Genomic DNA, 18,965 nt, shown 5'->3' on the forward strand with positions numbered 1-18,965 from the left:
AGGAGCATCATCATGAATCAAGCCCAGCAATTGCCAGAAGCCAAACGTCAGCGCTGTGAAGTCTGGACCCGGGTGATGGGTTATCACCGCCCGGTAGCCGCATTCAACCTCGGCAAGCAGCCCGAGCACCGTGAGCGGCGACATTTCGTCGAGTCCAAGTAAGCGCTATCTAACCAGCGCCGCCTGACCAACGCACGGTTGTGTAGGTCTGTACGGGCGGCGTTCTTGGTTTAGCAAGGAGGTTGTATGACTGGCCCCCGCCAACAGTTCGGCTCATACGCAACGCTGGACACACCGCTGCGCGTCGGTGGCCTGTTACCCATGACCACCCTCGATTACCCCGGCCATCTGGCCTGTGTCGTGTTCTGTCAGGGCTGTGCATGGCGCTGTCGCTATTGCCATAACCCAGAGCTTATCCGCGCCCGCATACCCACCGATATAAGTTGGTCGCAGGTGCTGAGTTTTCTGTGCAAGCGTCGCAACCTGCTTGAGGCCGTGGTGTTCAGCGGCGGCGAGGCCACCTTGCAAAAAGCCTTGCCGGGAGCCATGCGTGAAGTGCGTGAGCTGGGTTTTAAAGTCGGCTTGCACAGCGCAGGGATCAAGCCCGGTGCTTTCCGCCGGGTGCTGCCCCTGTGTGACTGGGTAGGCTTTGACGTCAAGGCGCTGGAAGAAGACGTCGCGCTGATTACCGGCGTGACAGGCAGCGGCCAGGCCAATTGGCACAGCCTGGATATCTTGCTAGACAGTGGCGTGGCCTACGAATGCCGCAGCACCGTGCACTGGCAGCTGTTCGATTGCCTGCGCCTGCAGCGCTTGGCCGAGCGTTTGGCCGGGCAGGGCGTGGAGCACTTTGTGGTGCAGCTGGCGCGCGGGCAGCGCATGTTTGATTCGACATTAGGAGCCAGTGTGGCCCCGGCTGAGGCCCTGCAATTGTGGCCGTACCTGCAACAACTCTTTCCCCGTTTCGAGCTGCGTGAAGCCTGATGTTACGTAAACCTTCAGAGGCTCCGTCAGGTGCATCCTGCGTTGAATTACTTGCTATCCAGCAGGCTGAACTTGATTTGTATCAAGTTGCGTATTCCGGCGAACGTGACCGGTCATTCTGGGGATCGTGACCGATTTGCACACGGCCTTCACGCTGGAGCGGGTTTCGTACTCTGAGCGGTCACGATGTGTCAACCAGCGCCGTGTTTTGAGCGTTGGCCTTTCTCAGTGATTCTCCCTTCAGATTGAGCCGGTGAGCGCCGTGCAGGAGCCGGTCCAGGATGGCGTCGGCGAGCGTGGCGGAGCCGATGTACTCGTGCCAGTGTTCGGTGGGTAGCTGGCTGGCAATGAGCGTTGAGCCGCGTCCATGACGGTCCTCGATCACCTCCATCAGATCCTGTCGTTGCTGGGCATTGACCTTCTGCATGCCCCAGTCGTCCAGGATCAGCAGATCGGTTTTCAACAGCTGCGTCATCAGGCGGGCGTAGCTGCCATCGCCGTGGGCGATCCGCACTTGCTCGAACAGCCGTGGCACCCGCAGGTAGCGCACAGACAGCCCTTGCCGGCATGCTTGGTTGCCCAGGGCGCAGGCCAGCCAGGTCTTGCCACAGCCGGTGGGACCGGTGATGCACAGGTTCAACGATTGTCTGATCCAGTCACAGCTGGCCAGACCTGCCATGCGGGAGCGTTCCAGCCCTCGCGGGTGGCGATAGACTATGTCTTCGATGCAGGCCGGCACGCGCAAGCGGGCAGCCTTCAGTAGCCGGTCCAGACGGCGGTTCTCCCGGTGCAGTACTTCCCGGTCCACCAGCAGGGCCAGTCGCTCCTCGAACGCCAGATCGTGGGTTTGCGGTTGCGCCCGTTGCTGTTCCAGGGCGTCGCACATGCCCGTTAGCTTGAGGTGGCGCAGGGTGTTGAGTGTGTTGTGAGTCAGCATAGGTTTCTCCGGGATCAGTGGTAGTAATGCGGGCCGCGAACGTTGGTGTGCGCCGGCAGGTCGGTCAGGTCACGCTCATCGTCGGCCAGAGGCAGCGGGAACTGGTCCAGCCCCTGTTTCAGGATCGAGGTGATGCTCTGGTAGCTGGCCGAGTTGATCGACACCGCCCGGGCACGGGCTTGTTCAAGGCGTTCACGACTGTAGCGCCGGCTGAGATTCAGCAACCCCAGGCAAGCGCGGTAGCCATGCTCTGGATGAGGGCGGTCCTTGAGCTGGCCCTGCACCACCTCCAGCGTGCCGGGGCCGATGTCCTTGGCCCAGTTGAGGAAGTGCTGTGGCGACCAGTCCTTGTGGGCCTGGTGCGCTTTGGGCATGTGTTCGGTCAGGGTCACGAAGCGGCTCTTTCCGTGGCGGGGATGTAACGCCACCCGCTGGCCCTTGTGCATGACCTCCAGGGCGGTATCCGTTACCCGTACGTCCAGAACCAACCCCACCAAGGCATGGGGTACGCTGTACAGCCGCTTGTCGATCTCGATGTGGTAGTCGATTCCCGGTCGGGCTTTGCGCCACTCGGCGTAGGTATAGGGCGCTGACGGCAGCGGTCGCAACGCCGGTCGGTCGAGGGCATCGAACAAGCTTTGACGGCTCTCGGTCCGCCCCTGGAACGGGCGCTGGTTCAGGGCTGGTAGCAACGCTGCAATGGCGGCATTCAATTCGGCCAGGGAGAAGAACATCTGATGCCGTAACCGCGCCAGGATCCAGCGCTCAACCAGCAGCACCGACGTCTCAGCCTTCGCCTTATCCTTGGGTTTGTAGGGCCGTGCTGGCAACACCGCCGTCTGGTAATGGCAGGCCAGCTCAGCATAGGTCTCGTTGATCGTCGGGCTGTAGCGGTCCGCCTTGGTCACCGCTGCCTTGAGGTTATCCGGAACCAGCAGTTCCGGTACCCCGCCAAAGAACCTGAACATCCGTTGGTGGGAGGCGATCAAGTCTGGAAGGCTCTGGCTCCAGGTGGCCTCGGCGAAGGTGTAACTGGACGCGCCCAGCACTGACACAAAGACCAGGGCCTTGCGCACCTCACCGGTAGAGCGGTCCACCACCGGCACAGTAGGGCCGCAGTAATCGATAAAGATCTTCTCGCCAGCGCGATGGACCTGTCGCATGCTGCGGCGTTGCCGGCCACGCCAGAGCCGGTAGTGGTGGCAGTACTGGCTGTAGCGATAGGCCTTGTCGCCGTGGCGTTCTACATACTCGGCCCAGAGCAGTTGCAGAGTGACGCCTTTGGTTTTGAGCTCTTGATGAACCTGGAAGTAGTCGGGCTCGGCAAAGCGTGACGGTGGCGCCTTGGCCGGGAACAGCAGCGCGTAAAGCCGAACCTCGTCCAGGTCCTTCGGCAGTGGCCAGGTAACGCCCTGAACCTGGGCCAGGCTGACGTACTTGCCGACCACGCCCTTGGAGAGTCCGCAGGCACGGGCAATGCGCTCGTGACTGAGACCGGCTTCGTATTTGAGGCGCAAGACCTCGGTGATCTGTCGCATGGAAATCCTCGCAGCCGGCATCCGCTCTTCCTCGTGGTAAAAGGAAGCGGTATGCGCGATTAAGTTGAAGAATTCCAGTGTGTTGGCAGTGATCCCGGGGGAACGTGACCGATGATTCCGGCATCGTGACCGACGATTCCGGGCAAGCACCCAAAATCGGTCACGATGAAACGGAATAAGCGGTCACGATAGCCCAGAACAGGCGGTCACGTTCAAACGGAATGAGCGACTTCAGCAACCAAGCGATGAATCTCACGATTGTGGATGAGTTCATCATGGGTCTTGAGTACGGATACCTTCGTAGTAAATGCAATGAGAAAAACACGCTTTATCAGGCGATTTTCCTGTCTGCGCAGTCACAGATGTGGATTTTCTCTGCTTACGAGCTGATGCGTACATGGCGTGAGAAAATCAGCAAGTACCTCAAAGCAGCAGACAACGGCGGCCTGCACCTAAAGCTGAAGGAACTGCAGCAGCCCATAGGCTACGAGAACTACACGATCCAAAGGCGCATCGATGAACTCACCCTACTCGTCGAGAAGCCAGAGCTCGTCGAGACGATGAGGGATGACCTGAAGCGTACTCAAATACTGTTCACTCGGATGGAGCTCCTGCGGATGTCGCTAGCAAAGCACCAGATGAGAAAGCGACCCAGCGCTGCTGTTCTGACACCTACCGTTGGGTACATGAATCGCTGGTGTGGCTCCTTGGAATATCAGATTAACAGCGGCCAGGTGATCATCTGCAATCTGAGCCGTAGAGACATTGCGGATGGGATTCGAGCGATACCGACAATGACCGTCCCCTCCGACGAAGACCTCAACTCATTTGAAACTGCCATGCGCGGGCCTAGCGATGATGAGGTCAAGTAACCGACTCATGGTGGATATGTGCTACCGATATGCATTGTCGAGCATTTACAGGCTTAGAATCAGGATGTCACCTTTGACCTGGGCTGGCGCAGGCCAGGTCTGAATTTTTGAGCGTTTCGTTTTTGCTCGGTGGGTTAATCCGGCCGGCTCGATTCTATTGTTGAGGCCTCAGCTCTAAATGGGGCTGCATCGCAGCCCCAGCAGCCTGATTACTTGCCCAGCGGGTACCACGTTGCATAGTTATCGTTGAAATCTTCCTCCAGCCCATAGGCTTTATTCCTAGGCCCTTTAATCACCGCCTCAATACGTGCAAAAGCTTCCTTCATATGTTCCCGAGCAAGTGCCTCAGGCACATAAGCCATGCCGAACCAGGTATTTCGCCATGCAACCAACTGGCGATCAGTTTCAATCACATACACAGGCGCATCCATTTGCACACGCAAGCGTGGAACTGCGAAAGCCCCATCCAGATCCCTCGGAATACGAACTTCCCTCCCGCACTTGTCCCATCCGGCCCAGAGACTGTAAAAGCGCATACGGCGTTCGCTCTGGGCGATGAACTCATAGTAGGGCACGTTAGGTTTGGGTAGGACTCTAGCGCAAGCCTGTCGCATGAGCTTCGTTGAGTACTTGCCGATCTGGACATCAGGGAGTTCGGTGATCTTTTGCTCGAAGTGATGGCGGTTGTTGAAGCCGAGCGCGCGGCAAAGAAGATCAAGCCGTTGGCAATGCGTCAGGCTATCGTCTTTGAATTGGTAGGACAGGTACTTCAGATCGTTGTAGCAGTCGATTGCAGCAGACATGATTTTTCTCCATTGGCCCATACCGGAATTTCGGTAATTGCATGCTGCTTGCTTGGCCCGAAAAGGCGAAAAATCAATATAAACAGGGGGTTTTTTCCCATCGCAGCAGGGTGCCTCCCCAGGCCCATAGATTTTTGTTCACCGACATTAGTGATGTCAACCCCTTTGCCCCAGCTAGTGTTTACACAAGTCTATACCTGCCACAACGAGGAGTGCATCAACAAGGAAGCGTAGAAACGCCCTCCGGCTACCGATAGCGACCGCTACATACTGGTCAAAACCCAATGAATTTCCGCGCGTCTACGCAAAATCCAAAACCACTACGACGTAAAAATTGGACAGATTTCAACGTAGAGCAGGTTGTTTCTTGGCCGAAAATCTCCACGGGACGTTTTCAATAGAATCGGACGGGCGCGGAGATGAGCAGTTGATGGGGGAGGGTATCTGAAGCTTGACCTCCTTAGGCGTTGACCCGAGGTCTCGGGCCTGTTTCGATGCTCGAGTAGGCGCTTGGGCACATATTTTCGGCAGGTTAAAAAGCACCACCGCGAATCCAAGGGCAAAAGAAGTAGTTCAAAAGGCTGTCTCGAAAGGGGCGGCCTTTTAAATTTATGCGCAGTCATGCTGTTTGCTGCTCGCATGGCTGGTAGCGCCAGGGAGGCGCATATAGCGGGTATTAGGCGCAGGTGAAGCTGCTCTATCTTCACCTGCGCAGCCTTAATGCGACTCTTAGGGAGTCGGAGTCATTGCGTCGTCGTGTTGGGAGGGTTCAAGTTCATTGAGCTTGTCGCCGTAGACTTCGATCCAGGATTTTCCATCGAACTCACGTTCAAATAGTCCCCGCAAGAACGCGTGCCATTCGGATAGCGCTTCTGCCTTCTCATCGAAGTACGCATAGCGGTCGTAGACTGCGTCGACCGACATGTCTTTGTGGTTAAGGATTCGACTGCGAACGTCTTTGCCAAGCCCTCGGCTTGTCATGTGTGTGGTGGCGGTTCTGCGCAGGTCATGTACCACTGGGCGAGGGTAGCCGTCTGCGACGCGGAGCAGGCCTTCGTGCTCAACCCTGTCCATATCCTTGACGTAGGCCGTGTACATTCGATGCATGGCGCGGTTTAGTGATGGTTGAGTCTGAGCCTGTCCGGGGAAGCGTCCGGGAAATACATATTGCCCCGTGCGGCTAGCGAATTCGTTGCCTTTTTTCTTGTGATCCTCGATCTGTTTGCGCTGTTTGTTTTTGAGGTACTTCAGGATGCCCATAACCTCATCCGACAAGGGGATCGCGATGGGGTTGTTATTCTTTTCGAATTTGCCGCTGCGATCCCACATGGAGTCGTAAAAATCTAGATCTACCCAGCGCATTTCTACGATGCGACCGGAGCGCTGTGCCAGCATCAGGCTGAGAAGCAGAGCGAAGCGGGTATTCTCATTGAGGTAGGGGGCGGTGAGCTCGCGCAGGAACCAGACCAGTTCGTGACGATTGAGCGTACGTTCTCGAGGCACATCCTTGACTAGCTTCTTCATCTGCACCAGCGGGGTCGCGTCCAGGATGTCCCGGTCTACGCAGAAGTTGAACATCGCGCGGATGACTGCCAGGTTGCGGTTCGCTTGGATGCCCGCAGTCTTGGCCTTCTCGTCGAGCAAAGCGATGACTTGCTTGCGTTTGATATCGACCATCTTCATGCGGCCGAGGTGAGGGATAAAGTCGACCTCCAAGAGTCGCTTGTACTCGTGCAGTGTCCTCTCGCTGTTCTTGAGTTTGACGTGATCCAGATAGATTGCAGCAGCCTCGGCGAAGGTGGGGCTTTCGCGATACTCGAACAGCTCCGCGACCTTTTTCTGCCCAGGGTCGATGCCCTGGGCGAGAAGGTTGATGGCTTGAGCGGCCTGCTCTCTTGCCTCAGTCAACGACATGGCCGGGTACTTTCCAAGTGTCAGCCTGCGTGGGTGATTGTGAAAGCTGTACAGGAGGATGAAGCTTTTGCTGGTTTTGTTGACCCTGACCCCGAATGTGCCGTGCCCATGCATGGGCGGGTCGAGATATTCAAATCGGCCTTGTTTGGGGTCGTACTTCAGGCGTTTTACGGTCAGCTCATTCATGGGTTGTCGTATGGTCATGCGGCCTCCATAGGCGGTTTTCGGGGTAGGTTTTGGGTAGGGATTTGGCCCCGGGGTAGGGTTGGGGTAGGGCTTTGACGCCGCTTCCAAATCTGTTAGTCTTCCCTTAACAACTCCTGCTTTTTTCTTGAGATTCAAGGGGATGCAGGAATTATTTTTGCCTTGCCTGTTCCGAAAGCCTTGTGGAATATGGGCTGCTGATAAAACTTGTAATCAGTAGGTCCCGAGTTCGACTCTTGGTGCCGGCACCACAACACAAAAGGCTTGCGAGAAATCGCAGGCCTTTTTTGTTTTTCAGCGGTTGTTGCAAGAGGCAGATCGGATCTGCCCGACCCTTGGCGTGCTCGGAAGCACCGCCGCCCGGCGGCGATACGCCAATGCAACTGGGCATCAATGGTGGCCCGTCAGGCGGGCTGGCATTGCTTGTGTCTTGCGTAACCCTGCTGCGACGGGCGCTGCAGCTGTCTGGCTTTGCGGAGTATTCGAATGCATCCTGGTGGTGACCCTAAGTGGCGGTTCGCGATGTTTGCGTGCCTGGTGTCGGCTGCATTGATGGTGGTTGCCCTGTCTCTTCCGCGCATCCCGCTTTTTGTCGAGCGGCCGCAGGATTATCTGTCGCTTCACCTGTTGCTTGAGCTGGTCGCGGTCATTGTGTCGGTGATGGTTGTTGCGATCGCCTGGGGTTCGCTGGGCAAGCGGGATATGCCTCGGGCCAATGTGCTGGTCTTCGGCTTCACTCTTGTGGCGGGCGCTGATCTGGCTCATGCCCTGGCGTATGACGGCATGCCGTCACTGATCGTGGATGGCAGCATCGAACTCTCCATCTTTTTCTGGCTGGCAGGGCGCTGTGTCGAGGCTTTGTCGCTGCTGCTGGTTGCTGCCGGAGTGCGCTTTCACGGCACACCGTTGCGCTGGCTGGCAGCTGCGCTGCTGCTGTTCGCCGGATTGTTGCTGACGGGTGTATATGCCTTGCATCTGCTGCCGGATACCTTTGTGCCGGGGCAGGGCGTCACAGCGTTCAAGGCTCGGATTGAATACGCTCTGTGTGCAGCCAATCTGGTGCTGGCCGGCTGGCTGTTCACCCGTTTCCGCCGCGAACGCAATGTGCGCTTCCTCTGGCTCGGCCTGGCAAGCTTTGTCATGGGGGTGGGTGAACTGGCATTTACCGGCTATGTCGATCCGTCTGACGCGATCAGCCTGCTGGGGCACTTCTACAAGGTGCTGGCCTACATCTTTATCTATCGGGCAGCATTTATCGTCGCGGTTCATGAGCCCTATGCGCTTTTGAGTCAAACCACCGAACTTGCGCAGGCCAGGGAGCAGGACCTGAACAGGTTGATGCAAAATCTGCCGGTCGGTGTGGTGCGTCTGGATCCGAGTCTGGCGATCCGCTTTCGTAATCCGGCCTTTGACCGTGCCTTTGCCGGCGCTTCCTCTGCAGAGACCGGGCGGCCATTTGAGTGGGCGATCAATGCTGATCTTTTTGGGCAGCTGTTGCCATTGCTGCGCAATGCACTGCGCGGTGAGCGTGGACAGCTTGATGGCGCTTACCGCGCGCCGCAGGGAGAGCTGCGCCATGGCCACGCCATCGTGGTGCCTGATGGCGACGGCGTCATGGCGATCTTTACCGATACCACTGAGCGCGAGCGGAACCTGCAAAAGCTGGAGCTGTCGATGCGCGAGAACAGTGATATTCGGCTGGCACTGGACGCTCATGCCATTGTTGCGTTCACTGATGCGCGTGGCGTGATTACCAAGGTCAACGACAAGTTCTGCGCGATCTCCCAATACGCCCGTGATGAGCTGATCGGTCAGACCCATGGCCTGCTCAATTCGGGCTCCCATCCGCGGGCCTTCTTCGTCGATCTGTGGCGCACCATTACCCAGGGCGAGGTCTGGAATGGCGAGGTCTGCAACCGGGCGAAAGATGGCTCGCTGTATTGGGTGCAGACAACCATCGTGCCCTTTGTCGGTGACAACGGCCTGCCGGAGCAATATATCGCCATCCGCGCCGATATTACCAAGCGCAAGCAGGCTGAAGCGCAGGCACTGCATATCGCTCTGCACGATGAGTTGACCGGCCTGCCCAATCGCCGGCTGATGACCGAACGCCTGTTGCAGGCGACCCGCAAGGCTGTGCGCAGCGGCAGTTACGGTGCGGTGTTGATGATCGATCTGGATAACTTCAAGGAGATCAACGATACCCTTGGTCATGCCCAGGGAGACGCACTGCTGTGTCAGGTCGCCGGACGGCTGCAGCAAGTGGTTCGTGACGTGGACACCGTGACCCGGCTGGGTGGGGACGAGTTTGTGCTGCTGTTTGAGGACCTGGGCAGTGATCTGGACCAGGTCATCGCCCGGGTCGCCGCGCGCGCAGAGCACATTCGTCAGCGGCTGGGTGAGCCCTATCAGCTCAGCAGTCTGCAGCTGGGTGTGTCACCAAGTATCGGCGTCACGCTGTTCTCCCTGATCGATGACCAGCCGGAGGAGCTGGTCAAACAGGCTGACATGGCGATGTATCGGGCCAAGGATGCGGGTCGTGATCAGGTATGCTTCTTTGATCCGGCGATGCAGACCGAGGTGGTGGCGCGCGCGATGCTGCTGCGCGACCTGCGTCAGGCGCTGGAGAACCATGAGTTCTGCCTGTTCTATCAGCCGGTAGTGGACGGGCAGCAGCGGATACTGGGTGTCGAGGCCCTTATCCGCTGGCAGCACCCCCAGCGTGGCATGGTCTCGCCGGCCACCTTCATTCCGCTGGCCGAGGACAGCGGGCTGATCCTGCCGATAGGTCAATGGGTGCTGGAAACGGCCTGCCGCCAGTTGGTCAGCTGGGCACAGGACCCGGAACGCGCCCACTGGCATATCGCCGTTAACGTCAGTGCCAGGCAACTGAATCAGGTCGAGTTTGTCGATCAGGTAACCGCTGTCATCGACGCCACGGGCGCACCTGCTGCCAGGCTGCGCATGGAGTTGACCGAGAGCATGCTGCAGGACAACCTGCCGCGTACCATCGGCAAGATGCGCACCCTGCGACAGATGGGTATCCGTTTCTCGCTGGATGACTTTGGCACCGGTTATTCCTCGCTCAGTTATCTCAAGCGACTGCCGCTGGATCAGCTGAAGATCGACAAGTCCTTTATCGACCACATTCTCACCGACGCCAACGACGCGGCGATAGCCGGCACCATTGTGGCGCTGGGGCGAACGCTCGGGTTGGGCGTCGTGGCCGAGGGCGTGGAAACCGCCGAGCAGATGCGTTTTCTGGTCGACAGCGGCTGTGAGGTGTTTCAGGGCTACCTGTTTGGTCGCCCGGTTGAAGCGGCCGCGCTGGGACGCAGTCGTGAGTCATTGGCAACCAGCTGATCGGTTACCTGCCTCTCGGGCGCCATTTTGCGCCACCGGCGATTGCCAAGGCAGGCTGCCGGGGTCGAGAATGAAGGCGCCTTTGCGACCATCGCGGTCGTATCTATCGTCACCCGACGGCGTGGTCGTCGGTGTCTGCCAAGGAAGCCTCGCATGACAAGACCCAACGTAATCAATGCATCGGTCAGCCCCAAAGGCAGCCTGGAAACCCTCTCTCAACGTGAAGTCCAACAGCTCGGCAAGGTCGGCTCCGGTGGCCTGCATCAGCTATTCCGCCAGTGTGCGCTGGCGATTCTCAACACCGGCGCGCGCGTCGATAACGCCAAGACCATTCTTGAGGCTTACGCCGATTTTGAAGTGCAGATTCACCAGCAGGATCGTGGCGTGCGGCTGGAGCTGATCAACGCGCCGGCTGATGCCTTTGTCGATGGCGAGATGATCGCCAGTACCCGCGAGATGCTGTTCAGCGCGCTGCGCGACATCGTTTATACCGAAAGCGAACTGGGCGGCCCGCGGATAGATCTGGAAAGCTCCGCCGGCATCACCGACTACGTCTTCCATCTGCTGCGCAACGCGCGCACCCTGCGCCCCGGGCTGGAACCGAAGATGGTGGTGTGCTGGGGGGGGCACTCGATCAGCATCGAGGAGTACAAGTACACCAAGAAGGTCGGGCACGAACTGGGCCTGCGCAATCTCGACATCTGCACCGGCTGCGGGCCTGGTGTGATGAAGGGCCCGATGAAGGGGGCAACCATTGCCCACGCCAAGCAGCGCATCGTCGAGGGGCGCTATCTGGGTATCACCGAGCCCGGCATCATCGCCGCCGAAGCGCCCAACCCGATCGTCAACGAACTGGTCATCATGCCCGACATCGAGAAGCGCCTGGAGGCCTTCGTGCGGGTTGGTCACGGCATCATCATCTTCCCGGGCGGCGCCGGCACGGCGGAGGAGTTTCTCTACCTGCTGGGTATTTTGATGCACCCGACCAACCGTGATCTGCCGTTCCCGGTCATCCTCACCGGCCCGCGCAGCGCCGAGGCCTATCTGCAGCAACTGCATGCCTTTGTCGGTGCGACCCTGGGCGCCGAGGCGCAGCAGCACTACCGCATCATCATCGACGATCCGATCGAGGTCGCGCGCGGCATGGCCGCCGGCCTCAAGGAGGTGGAGCGGTTCCGGCGCGAGCGTAACGACGCCTTCCACTTCAACTGGCTGCTGCACATCGAGGAGAGTTTTCAGCGCCCATTCGACCCGACCCACGCCAACATGGAAGCGCTGCAGCTCACCCTGGACATGCCGCCGCACGAACTGGCGGCGAACCTGCGTCGGGCCTTTTCCGGGATCGTTGCGGGCAACGTCAAGGACAAGGGTATTCGTCTGATTGAGCAGCACGGGCCGTACCGTATACACGGCGACCCGCGCATCATGCAGCCGCTGGATGCGCTGCTGCAGGCCTTCGTCGATCAGCACCGGATGAAACTGCCGGGTGGCGCCGACTACGAGCCGTGTTACCGCGTGGTCAGCTGAAGCAGGAGGTGCCTCGCCGTCAGCGCGGCGAGGCACCCCGTGTCAGACCGGCTGACAATAGCGGCGCTGGAAGTACACCAGGCCGTCGCCGCTGTCGCGCTGGCGGATCGCCAGAATCTCGCAGATCAGAATGTCGTGGCTGCCGGCGGCAACCCGGTTGCTGATGCGGCAATCGAAGTTGATCAGCGCGTCATCCAGCATCGGCGCACCGCTGACATCGGTGCTCCAGTCGGCACTGGCGAAGCGCTCATCCATTGCCGTCTTGCCGCCGAACAGGTTGGACAGCGCCTGCTGCTCGCAGGTCAGGGTGTTCACGCACAGATGGTCGTTGGTCTGAAAGATGTCGTAGACCGATGCGCTGCGGTTGAGGCAGACCAGCAGGCTTGGCGGCTCGTCCGACACACTGCACACGGCGGTGGCGGTGAAGCCGGCGCGGCCAGCAGGGCCATCGGTGGTGACCACGTTGACGGCTGACGCCAGCACCGACATCGCGTTGCGAAAAGCATCCTTGGTGACCGGGGCGGGCATGGGTTCCACTATCTTGGCTGCGAGCATGACGGGCTCCTTCAGGTGAGAATGCAGGCCTTGGAATAGGCCAGACGCGGCAAACGGTCGAACACCTTGCTGCTGTCGCCGTAACCGAGGTTGATCAACAGGTTGGACTTCCAGTGGCTGTCGCTGAAAAACGCGGCGTCCAGTGCCTTGGCGTCAAAGCCGGACATCGGCCCGGTATCCAGTCCCAGGCTGCGGGCGGCCATGATGAAGTAGGCGGCCTGCATCGAGCTGTTACGGAAGGCAGTTTCGTAAATCATCTCCGGGCTGCCGGTGAACCAGCTGCGTGCGTCCGCATGCGGGAACAGCTCGGGCAGTGCGTCGTAGAAGCGCGAGTCATAGGCAACGATTACGGTGACCGGCGCGCTCATGGTCTTTTCCAGATTGCCCGATGACAGGCACGGCTTGAGCATCTCCTTGCCCTGACGGGTGCGCACGAACACGAAGCGTGCCGGGCTGCAGTTGGCCGAGGTCGGGCCCATTTTGGTCAGGTTGTAGATGGCTTCCAGCAGGCTGTCGGGCACCGGCTGATCGAGCCAGCCATTGTGGCTGCGGGCCTCGGTAAACAGTTGCGCCAGGGCGCTTTGATCCAATGGTTCGTGCATGGTTGCCCTCACTCAGGCGGCGTATTCGGTGTCGTGAATGACGCTGGCAAGAAAGCGCCTGAGCGTCGTATTGATGGTGTCCGGGCAGCTCACGCTGGAGGCGTGGCCGCCGTAGTCAAAGCATTCCAGGCGGGCGTTCGGCAGTTGCTCGGCAAGCTCTCGCGAGCACTGCCAGGGCACCAGCATGTCGTCTCGGTTGGCGATCAGCAGCGTTGGCTGGCGAATGCCGGCCAGCGCCTGAAGATCCGGCGCAAAGGCCTGCAGAGCAGCAATGCGGCGCAACAGATTGTCGGTCGGCGGAAAGCCGGCCACGTGCTTGCGGTCGTCGATTTGCAACTGCTCGATGTTGGCGGCAATCCAGTCCGGCGGGTAGAGAAACAGCGCCTGCGCCTCGACGTAGGCAGCCGGGCCGCTGCCGGCCAGCAATTGCTTGCGTACCGAGAAGCAGCGCGCGGTATGCGAGCTGACCCGCGACCAGGCGTTCATCAGCGTCAGGCTGCGCAGCCCCGGCGCCTGCTGCATGGCCAGTGCCAGGCCGACCAGACCACCGAGGGCATGACCGATCAGGTGATAGTCGCCGATGCCGTGGCTGGCGAGCAGCGTGCGCAACTCGCTGGCCATGGCGTCGATGCTGTAGTCGGCGGGCAGCGTGGCGGGGCTCTTGCCGGTGCCGAGCTGGTCGTACAGCACCACGCGATAGTCGCTGGTCAGGGCATCCAGCTGTGGCATCCAGAAATGCGCCGCGCCGCCGAGCCCCGAGCTGAACACCAGCGTCGGGGCGTCGGCATCACGCCGGCCGTGGATTTCGATATGCATCACGGCCGCGGCCTCAGCCGACGTGGGCAATGCTGGCGATTTCGATCAGCGCGTCCGGCTTTACCAGACCGCACTGGATGCAATAGCGCGCCGGCTTTTCGCCCGGGAAGTACTCGGCGTAGACGGTGTTGATCGCGGCGTAATCGCTCCAGTCGCGCAGCATGATCATGTTGAAGGTGACGTCATCCATGGTGCCGCCGGCTTCCTCGACCACACCCTTGATGGTTTCCAGCACGTGACGGGTTTGCGCTGCGGCATCGCCAACGTGAACCACGTTGTTGTCCTTGTCGAAGGGCAGGGTGCCGGAGACGTAGAGAATGCCATCGGCCATCGAGCCCGGAACGTAGGGGGCCAGCGGTTTGCCGGTGCCGGCAGGGAGTACGGTGGTTTTGCTCATGCGGATGCTCCTTGGGTAACGGGCTTGGTCAGGGCATTACAGAAGTCATCGACGCTGCTGACCCAGCCAAAGAAGGTTTCGATGTTGTACAGCGAGGCCTGCTGGACGAATTCCGGGCCGGCCTGATGGGTGGCGTCTGCCAGGACTACGCCGAAGTATTCGAGGAAGAACCCGTCGCGCAGGGTAGACTCCACGCAGACGTTGGTGGCGATGCCGGTAAACACCAGATTGCGGATGCCACGGGCGCGCAGCAGGCTGTCGAAAGCGGTGTTGAAGAAACCGCTGTAGCGCGGTTTCGGCACCACAAGGTCGCCCGGTTGCGGTTGCAGGGCGTCGACCAGATCGTAGTCCCAGGTGCCCTTGGCCAGCAGCTTGCCCTGCAACTCCGGGTTCTTGCGCATGGTCTTCAGCGCGTTGGATTTGTGCCAGTTCGGCGAGCCGGGGCCACCGGCCTCGGCGTACTCGCTGTCCCAGCCGTTCTGGAAAAAGATCACCTGCACGCCGGCGGCGCGGGCCGCTTCGATGGCGCGGGCGATCTGCTCGATCACCGGTCCGGTGCTGGAAACATCAAAGCCGGCCAGATCCAGATAGCCGCCCTTGGTCGAGTAGGCGTTCTGCATGTCGACTACGATCAGCGCGGTCTCGCCGCTGTTCATCGCCAGCGACTCGGGGCGCGCGGGCAGAATCACATCGGTCGGGTTATTGCGCAGCGGTGCATGACCGACAACAGGTTTGGTCAGGCCGTTCATCACGCGCTCTCCAGCATCTCGTTAACGTGTTGGCGGCTTTTCATCAGCGGCTGGATCTTGCTGCCGAAGTCTTCGATGCCCTTGATGAAGTCGTCGAAGGTCAGCATCACGCCGCTGTTGCCGGGCACGGTGGCGACTTCGTCGAGCATGCGCGCAACATTTTCGTAGGAACCCACCAAGGTGCCCATGTTGATGTTCACCGCAGAGGTCGGATCGGCCATCTGGCGGATGTTGGTGTCACCCTTGGACTTGGTGTCGGCGGCGCCTTGCTCGCCCAGCCAGGCGATGGCCTCGTGGTCGGCGCCGTCCTTGTAGTGCTCCCAGCGGGCGCGCGCGGCTTCGTCGGTCTCATCGGCGATGATCATGAACAGCGCACAGGAGGTGACGTCGCGGCCGCTTTCTGCGGTGGCCTTGACCAGTCGTTCGACGGTCGGGGCGAAGGCGGTCGGGGTGTTCACGCCCTTGCCGAAGCAGAAGTTGTAGTCGGCGTATTTGGCGGTGAAGGCCATGCCGGCCTCGCTCTGCCCGGCGCAGATGACCTTCATGTCGGCCTGGGGTTTGGGGCTGACGCGGCAGTCGTCCATCTGGAAGTGTTCGCCCTTGAAGTCGCTGCGACCGGTGTTCCACAGATCGCGCAGCACAGTGGCGTACTCACCGAGATAGTCGTAGCGGTTGGCAAAGAACTCATCACCCGGCCACAGGCCCATCTGGCTGTATTCCGGTTTTTGCCAGCCGGTCACCAGGTTGACGCCGAAGCGGCCGTTGGAGATCGAGTCGATGGTCGAGGCCATGCGCGCAACGATGGCCGGTGGCAGGGTCAGGGTGGCGGCGGTGGCGAACAGCTGGATGCGCTCGGTCACGGCAGCCAGGCCGGCCATCAGGGTGAAGGACTCGAGGTTGTGCTCCCAGAACTCGGTCTCGCCGCCAAAGCCGCGCAGCTTGATCATCGACAGTGCGAACTCGAAGCCGTAGTGCTCGGCGCGTTGCACGATGGCCTTGTTCAGGTCGAAGGTCGGCATGTACTGCGGCGCGTTCTTGGAGATCAGCCAGCCGTTGTTACCGATCGGGATGAAGATACCTACATTCATTGGATTGCACTCCGTGGTCCATTTGTTCGGAAGGTCGGCATACCCTGCCGGCCGCTGAACAGCTGAAAAGCACAATCCAGGCCATGTTTTTTTTGTTGATTTAAATCAATGATTTGGGTGGTTTGACTGGTTTAAGGTAGACCATTTAGTCCGAATTAGAGCACTTGGTTTGTGCATGCCGATTCGCTTTGGGGCCCATTTTGGGGCTTGAGTTGTCTGCTATCCCCAAGGGTAGAATGCGGGCGTTAAAAGAAGAGGCATACCTCCCAGTGAGCAAACAGATACAGCGTCCCGCAACACCTGCCAAGAAGCCCAAGGCGCGGACTCGGGTGCCCAGTGAGGCCACGCTGAATCGGCGCAAGCGGCTGATGGAAACCAAGCGCAGCGCCATCATGGAAGCGGCGCTGGATGTGTTTTCCCGTTACGGCTTGCACGGCACCAGTCTTGATCAGGTGGCCAGCCAGGCCGACGTGTCCAAGACCAACCTGCTGTATTACTTTGCTTCCAAGGAAGATCTGTACATCAATGTGCTGCGTCAGTTGATGGATGTCTGGCTCAGCCCGCTCAAGGCGTTCACTGTCGAACAGGATCCGTCCGAGGCGATTGGTGACTACCTGCGCGTAAAGCTGGAGTTGTCGCGAGATCATCCGGCCGAGTCGCGGCTGTTCTGTCTGGAGGTCATTCAGGGGGCGCCGCTGTTGTTGGGCGAGCTGCAGGGCTCGTTGCGTGATATCGTCGAATCCAAGGTCGGCGTCATCAATGCCTGGATCGAGGCCGGTAAGTTGGCACCGATCGAGCCGCACCATCTGATCTTTTCGCTCTGGGCGATGACCCAGCATTACGCCGACTTTCGTACCCAGGTTGAGGCCGTTTCTGGTCGTACCCTGGAAGATCCGGCCTTCTTTGCCGAGACGCTGGACAATCTCAAGGCACTGGTTTTGCAGGGCGTCTGTCCGCGCTCTTGATGCAGATCAATATCTCCGCCCCTTTTTTGGGCTAGACGCACAAACCGAGTGCTCTAGATCAGACCGTTTGTTCCAAAACAAGCGGTCACTTTTCATTATCTATTTGTTTTTTAAGTAGAAACGCTTTTTGGCATAGTTGCTGCAACCGTCTCCGCTGATTGGAAAATGGCGCGTCGAACACTCCTCGCGTCGCTTCTTCTGCCCAGCGCTCCCGCTGAGCTCCATTTGGAGGAAACGGTTGTATGACGCTTCAATACGTTCCCATCATCGATCTTGGACCCTATTTCAGCGGCACCGCCGAGGGCAAGGCTGAGGTGGCCAGAGCGGTCAACCAGGCCTGTCGCGACATCGGCTTTCTGGTCATTACCGAGCATCAGATTCCCAGGGAACTGATCGAGCGGGTCTATGCCCTGACCTCGCAGTTCTTTGATCTGCCGATGGCAGAAAAGCGCAAGGCAAACCGCCCGCGTCCCGACATGGTGCGCGGTTACAGCGCAGTCGCCGAGGAAAGCCTGTCCTATTCGATGGAAGAGGCGGCGCCGGGCGACCTCAAGGAATCCTTCTCGATCGGCCCGAGCAACGTACCGGCCGAGCCCTACTATTCCGAAGCCATGGCCGGTCCGCACTTTGCGCCTAACGTCTGGCCGTCCGACCTGCCCGGTTTTCAGCAGGCCTACACCGAATACTTTGAAGCCATGGGCGATCTGGCCCGTTCGCTGATGCGCATCTTTGCGCTGGCGCTGGAGCTGCCGGAGACCTTCTTCGACGACAAGATCGACAAGCACATCAGCATGTTCCGCAGCCTGCGTTACCCGCACCTGAAGGAGGGTATCGAGGAAGGTCAGCTGCGCGCCGGTGCGCATACCGATTACGGCAGCCTGACCATCGTCAAACCCGACGGCGCACTGGGTGGCCTGCAGGTTTGCAACCGCGACGGCGAATGGGTCGATGTGCCCTTTGTTGAAGACGGTTTCGTGGTCAACATCGGTGACCTGATGATGCAGTGGACCAACGACCAGTGGATCTCGACCCTGCACCGCGTGATCAACCCGCCGGAAGATGCTGCGGGCGATCAGCAGCGCCAGTCGCTGGTGTTCTTCCATCAGCCCAACTACGACGTGATGGTCGAATGCCTGCCAAGCTGCCTGGCCGAGGGCGAGACGCCGCGGTATGCACCGGTCAGCTCCGGCGATCACCTCAAGTCCAAGTTCGTCCGGCAGACGACCTTTGGCGGCAGCAAGGTGGCCTGAGATGAGCAAACTTTCCTACGTCAACGTATTCGCCCGCGACATCGAAGCGCTCAGCGGGTTCTACCAGCGGGTGTTCGACTTTCCGGAAGTGGAGGCGATTCGCTCGCCGATCTTCGTCGGCCTGGATGCCGGCACCTGCTGTATCGGCTTCAACGCGCCGGATGCCTACGAGCTGCTGCATCTGGCCGAGTATTCCGACACTGCTGGCTGCAAGTTTCTGCTCAACATCGACGTCGACAGCCCCGCCGAGGTCGACCGCATGGTGCCGATCGCCGTCGAAGCGGGCGCCACCCTGATCAAGCCGCCGTATACCACCTATTACAACTGGTATCAGGCGGTGCTGATGGATCCGGAAGGCAACGTGTTCCGTATCAACCACATGATGTAGTCACACCACCTGA

18 protein-coding genes and 1 tRNA gene are annotated in these 18,965 nt (G+C 59.6%); 9 read left to right on the top strand and 10 right to left on the bottom strand.

Annotation, left to right across the window (positions count from 1 at the left end; genetic code table 11):
- The first annotated feature begins 12 nt into the window (after positions 1-12).
- Together nrdD and ACZ5WQ_RS15905 are read left to right on the top strand one after the other, a co-directional pair.
- Complete coding sequence (gene nrdD / locus ACZ5WQ_RS15900) at positions 13-162, top strand: anaerobic ribonucleoside-triphosphate reductase (RefSeq protein ID WP_464382653.1); 150 nt, start codon at positions 13-15, stop codon at positions 160-162.
- Between the two features lie 123 nt (positions 163-285).
- Positions 286-984, top strand: coding sequence for an anaerobic ribonucleoside-triphosphate reductase activating protein (locus ACZ5WQ_RS15905; protein WP_464383659.1), 699 nt, complete (start codon positions 286-288; stop codon positions 982-984).
- A gap of 181 nt (positions 985-1,165) precedes the next feature.
- Here ACZ5WQ_RS15905 and istB read toward each other — a convergent pair whose 3' ends face one another.
- Both istB and istA read right to left on the bottom strand, forming a co-directional pair.
- Positions 1,166-1,921 (bottom strand): IS21-like element helper ATPase IstB, encoded by a 756-nt coding sequence (gene istB, locus ACZ5WQ_RS15910; protein ID WP_464382654.1) that lies wholly within the window; start codon positions 1,919-1,921, stop codon positions 1,166-1,168.
- Between the two features lie 14 nt (positions 1,922-1,935).
- Complete coding sequence (gene istA / locus ACZ5WQ_RS15915; RefSeq protein ID WP_464382655.1) at positions 1,936-3,480, bottom strand: IS21 family transposase; 1,545 nt, start codon at positions 3,478-3,480, stop codon at positions 1,936-1,938.
- A 200-nt stretch (positions 3,481-3,680) separates the two neighbouring features.
- On the opposite strand from istA, the gene ACZ5WQ_RS15920 reads away from it, so the two are divergent.
- Entirely contained in the window at positions 3,681-4,331 is a 651-nt protein-coding gene (locus tag ACZ5WQ_RS15920; RefSeq protein ID WP_464382656.1) for a hypothetical protein, read from the top strand.
- A gap of 209 nt (positions 4,332-4,540) precedes the next feature.
- Here the strand turns inward: ACZ5WQ_RS15920 and ACZ5WQ_RS15925 are convergent, their stop codons facing one another.
- The gene (locus ACZ5WQ_RS15925) at positions 4,541-5,134 is read right to left on the bottom strand and encodes a hypothetical protein (protein WP_083729504.1); all 594 of its coding nucleotides are present in this window, start codon (positions 5,132-5,134) and stop codon (positions 4,541-4,543) included.
- A 729-nt stretch (positions 5,135-5,863) separates the two neighbouring features.
- Positions 5,864-7,234: a tyrosine-type recombinase/integrase gene (locus ACZ5WQ_RS15930; RefSeq protein WP_464382657.1), complete on the bottom strand. Its 1,371-nt coding sequence runs from the start codon at positions 7,232-7,234 to the stop codon at positions 5,864-5,866.
- A gap of 182 nt (positions 7,235-7,416) precedes the next feature.
- Here ACZ5WQ_RS15930 and ACZ5WQ_RS15935 point away from each other — a divergent pair.
- From ACZ5WQ_RS15935 to ppnN, 3 genes are all read left to right on the top strand, one after another.
- Positions 7,417-7,503, top strand: a tRNA-OTHER gene (locus ACZ5WQ_RS15935).
- Positions 7,504-7,738: 235 nt separating this feature from the next.
- Entirely contained in the window at positions 7,739-10,615 is a 2,877-nt protein-coding gene (locus tag ACZ5WQ_RS15940; protein ID WP_464382658.1) for a bifunctional diguanylate cyclase/phosphodiesterase, read from the top strand.
- A 153-nt stretch (positions 10,616-10,768) separates the two neighbouring features.
- Entirely contained in the window at positions 10,769-12,142 is a 1,374-nt protein-coding gene (gene ppnN / locus ACZ5WQ_RS15945; protein WP_464382659.1) for a nucleotide 5'-monophosphate nucleosidase PpnN, read from the top strand.
- Positions 12,143-12,184: 42 nt separating this feature from the next.
- Here ppnN and rutF read toward each other — a convergent pair whose 3' ends face one another.
- The 6 genes from rutF to rutA are packed head-to-tail and all read right to left on the bottom strand — an operon-like array spanning position 12,185 to position 16,349.
- Positions 12,185-12,697 carry an NADH-dependent FMN reductase RutF gene (gene rutF, locus ACZ5WQ_RS15950; protein WP_233048931.1) on the bottom strand — a complete coding sequence of 171 codons (513 nt, stop codon included), beginning with the start codon at positions 12,695-12,697 and terminating at the stop codon, positions 12,185-12,187.
- A gap of 11 nt (positions 12,698-12,708) precedes the next feature.
- Positions 12,709-13,299: a malonic semialdehyde reductase gene (locus ACZ5WQ_RS15955; protein ID WP_228247616.1), complete on the bottom strand. Its 591-nt coding sequence runs from the start codon at positions 13,297-13,299 to the stop codon at positions 12,709-12,711.
- A 12-nt stretch (positions 13,300-13,311) separates the two neighbouring features.
- Positions 13,312-14,115 (bottom strand): pyrimidine utilization protein D, encoded by an 804-nt coding sequence (gene rutD, locus ACZ5WQ_RS15960; protein ID WP_464383660.1) that lies wholly within the window; start codon positions 14,113-14,115, stop codon positions 13,312-13,314.
- A 13-nt stretch (positions 14,116-14,128) separates the two neighbouring features.
- Positions 14,129-14,512, bottom strand: coding sequence for a pyrimidine utilization protein C (gene rutC / locus ACZ5WQ_RS15965; protein WP_088277171.1), 384 nt, complete (start codon positions 14,510-14,512; stop codon positions 14,129-14,131).
- Complete coding sequence (rutB, locus tag ACZ5WQ_RS15970; protein WP_464382660.1) at positions 14,509-15,261, bottom strand: pyrimidine utilization protein B; 753 nt, start codon at positions 15,259-15,261, stop codon at positions 14,509-14,511. The genes rutC and rutB overlap by 4 nt, the downstream gene beginning before the upstream one ends.
- Positions 15,261-16,349, bottom strand: coding sequence for a pyrimidine utilization protein A (rutA, locus tag ACZ5WQ_RS15975; protein WP_464382661.1), 1,089 nt, complete (start codon positions 16,347-16,349; stop codon positions 15,261-15,263). Before rutA ends, rutB begins: the two co-directional genes overlap by 1 nt.
- Positions 16,350-16,585: 236 nt before the next feature.
- On the opposite strand from rutA, the gene rutR reads away from it, so the two are divergent.
- From rutR to ACZ5WQ_RS15990, 3 genes are all read left to right on the top strand, one after another.
- Positions 16,586-17,314 (top strand): HTH-type transcriptional regulator RutR, encoded by a 729-nt coding sequence (gene rutR, locus ACZ5WQ_RS15980; RefSeq protein WP_464382662.1) that lies wholly within the window; start codon positions 16,586-16,588, stop codon positions 17,312-17,314.
- A 242-nt stretch (positions 17,315-17,556) separates the two neighbouring features.
- Positions 17,557-18,564 carry an isopenicillin N synthase family dioxygenase gene (locus tag ACZ5WQ_RS15985; RefSeq protein WP_269688140.1) on the top strand — a complete coding sequence of 336 codons (1,008 nt, stop codon included), beginning with the start codon at positions 17,557-17,559 and terminating at the stop codon, positions 18,562-18,564.
- Between the two features lies 1 nt (position 18,565).
- Positions 18,566-18,952 carry a VOC family protein gene (locus tag ACZ5WQ_RS15990; protein WP_228247610.1) on the top strand — a complete coding sequence of 129 codons (387 nt, stop codon included), beginning with the start codon at positions 18,566-18,568 and terminating at the stop codon, positions 18,950-18,952.
- The last annotated feature ends 13 nt before the right edge of the window (positions 18,953-18,965 follow it).

Source organism: Halopseudomonas sp. T1L2, from assembly GCF_055397385.1.